Annotated in this window: 5 protein-coding genes; 1 reads left to right on the top strand and 4 read right to left on the bottom strand. The window is 60.8% G+C overall.

Going from position 1 to position 3,572, the window contains the following annotated elements; all coding sequences use genetic code 11:
• Positions 1 to 880 (bottom strand): acyl-CoA dehydrogenase family protein (locus VMR39_RS25945; RefSeq protein ID WP_325420670.1); only part of this gene is annotated, 880 nt, incomplete at its 3' end.
• 87 nt (positions 881 to 967) lie between these two features.
• On the opposite strand from VMR39_RS25945, the gene VMR39_RS25940 reads away from it, so the two are divergent.
• Complete coding sequence (locus tag VMR39_RS25940) at positions 968 to 1,864, top strand: acyl-CoA thioesterase (protein WP_325420668.1); 897 nt, start codon at positions 968 to 970, stop codon at positions 1,862 to 1,864.
• 9 nt (positions 1,865 to 1,873) lie between these two features.
• Here the strand turns inward: VMR39_RS25940 and VMR39_RS25935 are convergent, their stop codons facing one another.
• The 3 genes from VMR39_RS25935 to VMR39_RS25925 form a co-directional block, all read right to left on the bottom strand.
• Complete coding sequence (locus VMR39_RS25935) at positions 1,874 to 2,482, bottom strand: nuclear transport factor 2 family protein (RefSeq protein WP_325420666.1); 609 nt, start codon at positions 2,480 to 2,482, stop codon at positions 1,874 to 1,876.
• 24 nt (positions 2,483 to 2,506) lie between these two features.
• Positions 2,507 to 3,304: an enoyl-CoA hydratase-related protein gene (locus VMR39_RS25930; RefSeq protein WP_325420664.1), complete on the bottom strand. Its 798-nt coding sequence runs from the start codon at positions 3,302 to 3,304 to the stop codon at positions 2,507 to 2,509.
• A gap of 54 nt (positions 3,305 to 3,358) precedes the next feature.
• A partial coding sequence (locus VMR39_RS25925) for a cytochrome P450 (protein WP_325420662.1) occupies positions 3,359 to 3,572 on the bottom strand: 214 nt, incomplete at its 5' end.

The following is a 3,572-nucleotide window of genomic DNA, read 5'->3' as shown; positions in this document are numbered from 1 at the left end:
CCATGATATCGACCTCGATCCGGGCAAGGCGCGCGCGAAAGATCGGGTCTTCGATCAGCGGCTTCCCATTCTTGCACTCGATTCGGGCGATGTCGCGCAGTTGCGCGATGTCGCGCTTGGTATGCGGTACCTCGGCGCTGTTGGTGCGCTCATTGGTGAGCAGGAATTTGGCGTACGACCAGCCTGCGCCTTCCTGACCCACAAGATTGGCGACGGGCACCCGCACATCGTCGAAGAAAAATTCATTGACGGTCAGCCCTTCGTCGATTGTCCAGATCGGCCGCCGGATGATGCCCGGACTTTTCAGGTCAATGATGAGTGCGGAAATGCCAGCCTGCGGCTTGGCATCCGCGTCCGTCCGCACCAGCATGAAGATCATGTCGGCATGATGGCCTTCGGTCGTCCATGTCTTCTGGCCGTTGACGATATAATGGTCGCCATCGCGGACTGCACGCGTCCGCAGGGATGCGAGGTCGGAGCCGGATCCCGGTTCGGAAAAGCCCTGTGCCCAGAATGTATCGCCGGTGCGGATGCCGGGCAGATATGCTTGGCGCTGTTCTTCCGATGCGAAACTGTAGAGGACGGGGGCGACCAGTTCCGTGCCGATGCGATCCATGGTGGGGGCGTAGGCGCGGCGCATTTCCTCCTCGAAGATGAAGCGCTGCACGCCGTTCCAATCCGTTCCGCCATAGGCGACCGGGAAATGTGGTACCGACCAGCCTTGGCCATCCAGAATCCTGGCCCAGCGGGCCTGGTCCTCCCGCCGGGGATGATAATCATATCGGCCGCGTCGAGCGAGATCGGCCGGCAGATTCGCGACGATGAAGGCGCGAACGTCAGCGCGAAACGCCTCGTCTTCGGCGCTATAATATGGATGCATGGCCCTCTCGCTTTTCTGATTTATTAGTTTGCTAGCATATCATTTGGCAATTGCCTATAGCGGACGATGATTGGGGAGGATGATGACATGTCGCGCAAATATGATGCGAGTCTCTATGACGCGCAGTGGAGCAAGGATATCCCCGAGCTCCTGATGCTGGACGAGGTCGGGCCAGACATTTTCCGCAATCGCGACAATCAGCGCAACGCCTATCGCGCGCTGTTTGGGGGGCAGATTGTCGCGCAGGCGCTGGCTGCCGCGGACCGCACGGCGCCCGATCGCAATGTCCATTCGCTGCATGCCTATTTTTTGCGTGCAGGCATGGATCACGAGTCGATCGACTATCGGGTGCATCGCCTGCGTGATGGCGGACGCTTCTCCACCCGACGGGTTGAGGCTTGGCAGAAAGAGCAGTTGATCCTGACGATGGATGCATCCTATCGCTTGCCCGTCGCCGGCTTCAGCCATTATCGCGCCAGCCCGATCGATTTCGATCCCGAAGCGGCGATGGATCAGGCGACGTTCCGCGCGCTCCAGGCGGAGGATGGCCAAATCTACGGAGCCTTGTTCGGCGGGCATTATCCCATCGACGTGCGCCTGCCGGGGAAATCCGGGTTTCTGGAACGCAACGCCACGGGTAAGCGGCATTACTGGCTGCGTGCGCCCGGAGCGGAGCGGATCGAGGATCCGATGGTGCAGCGACAGATACTGGCGTTCCTGTCCGACTATATGTTCGCCGGTGCGCCCCTGTCGCAGCACACTGTCGCGCTGCCGGGCCCGCATCTGTTCGTGGCGAGCCTGGACCATTGCCTGTGGTTCCATCGCGATGTGCGCTGCGACGACTGGCTGTTGTTCGAGACGGACGGTCCCAACGCGCAGGATGGCGTCAATCTGGCGCGGGGTTTCATCTATAATCGGGTGGGCGAACTGGTCGCGTCGATGGCGCAGGAGGCACTGCAATATCCGGTCGATCCGACCGTATGATGGGCCGGTTCAGACCGGGGCAGCTTCGGGCAACCGATTGAGATAGACCGGATCCTGCCGGTCGCGCCGGCCGGGCAGATTGTAATGCGCGACATGGCCTGCATCGGTGATCCGGGTGCTCGGCCTTATGTCATTCCATTCATTGGTGATCTTGCGGCGCAGTATCTTCCATTGCCCGTCACGCCGTTCGAACAGGTCGATGTAGCGGCCGCCGCAATAATAGTCATGCTTGCCGTCGATCGTCCCGTCTGCCAGTGTCCTGGCCGCATAGTCAGACCCGAAGAAGGCCGTGACGGCCTCTTCTCCGCCCGGTGCCCGTTGATAGGCCCAATAATAGGCTTCAGACGTGGCGAAGTCACCCTCCACATCGATAGTGCAATGGGTGACGCTGTGCATTCCGTCCAAGATCCCCTCGCGCAGCGATGGAATGATGGTTTCGGCAAATTCCATCGCGTTGCCGGAAAAGGAGCCGTGATCGTCTGTGCCGTCGGGATGATAGACGGTCTTGAGCAACTCCAGGTCGCACCGGTCGATCGCGCGGCAGTAGAGTTTCAGAACCTGCTCTATTTCCTGCCGATCCAGCGCCAAGCGAAGCCGGGCTTCAAGCTGCTCGTCCATCCTGCCTCTCCCCGTTTCTTGTCGTCATTCACCCGTAAAGTGTGGGCGTCGTTCTTCCTTCACGGCATATACCGCCTCGCCGAAGTCGCGGGTGTAGGTGGTCAGCCCTTCATAGGCGACGCCGGCCTCGAACACCGAGCTGAACAGCTGGCGCAGGGCGATATTGGTCACGGACTTGGTGTAACGGATCGCCGATTGCGCGCCCCGCGCCAGCTTTTGCGCATAGGTGGAGACATGGGCGTCCAGGTCTGCGGCGGGTATGGCGAAACTGATGAGATTGATCCGCTCAGCCGTCACCGCGTCGATCGCATCGCCGGTCAGCAGATAATGTTTGGCCTTGGCGAAACCGATCAACTGCGGCCAGATCAGGGCGCCACCGTCGCCGGCTACCAGGCCCAGCTTCACATGCGGGTCGGCGAAACGGACATGGTCTGCGGCGATCACGATGTCTGACAGGAGTGCGATCGACGCGCCGAAGCCCATGGCGTCGCCATTCACCTTCGCAATGACCGGCTTGGGGCAGTCGAGCAGGCCCATGACGATCCGGCGCATGCTCTTGGCTTCATGGACGAAGGGCACGCGATCGCCCTTCACCTGGCGTTCCAGCCAGTCGAAATCGCCACCCGCCGAAAATGCCTTGCCCGCGCCTGTCAAGACGATGACGTCGCTTTCGGGGTCATCCGCCGCCTCGAAGAAGACCCGCGCCATTTCCTCATGCAAGGCATGATTGACGGCATTCATCAGTTCCGGCCGGTTCATCGTGATCGTCAGCACCCGGCCATCGCGTGACAGGGTAAGCAGCTTATAATGGTCGAAATTCATGCTGTTTCCCCTGATGGCGGTTATGCTCTCTTTCCGTTCATGCGCGCAGGCCGGTCAGAAGACAATGTGGAGATGGTCCAGGGCATGGATGGCGAAATGCGGGATGAAGCGGGGCTCGGGATGATCGGGGGACAGCCGCAGGTGGGGCAACCGCTCCAGCAACCGCCGGATCGCAATGCGCATTTCGCCGCGCGCCAGCTGGTTGCCGATGCAGAAGTGAATACCCCGTCCGAAGGCCAGATGATTGCGCACGCCCTTGCGCCCTGCA

The sequence above is a fragment of the Sphingobium sp. genome (assembly GCF_035511395.1).
GTDB lineage: Bacteria > Pseudomonadota > Alphaproteobacteria > Sphingomonadales > Sphingomonadaceae > Sphingobium.
Note: the sequence above shows the minus strand (reverse complement) of the source record. Positions and strands in the feature narration are given on the sequence as shown.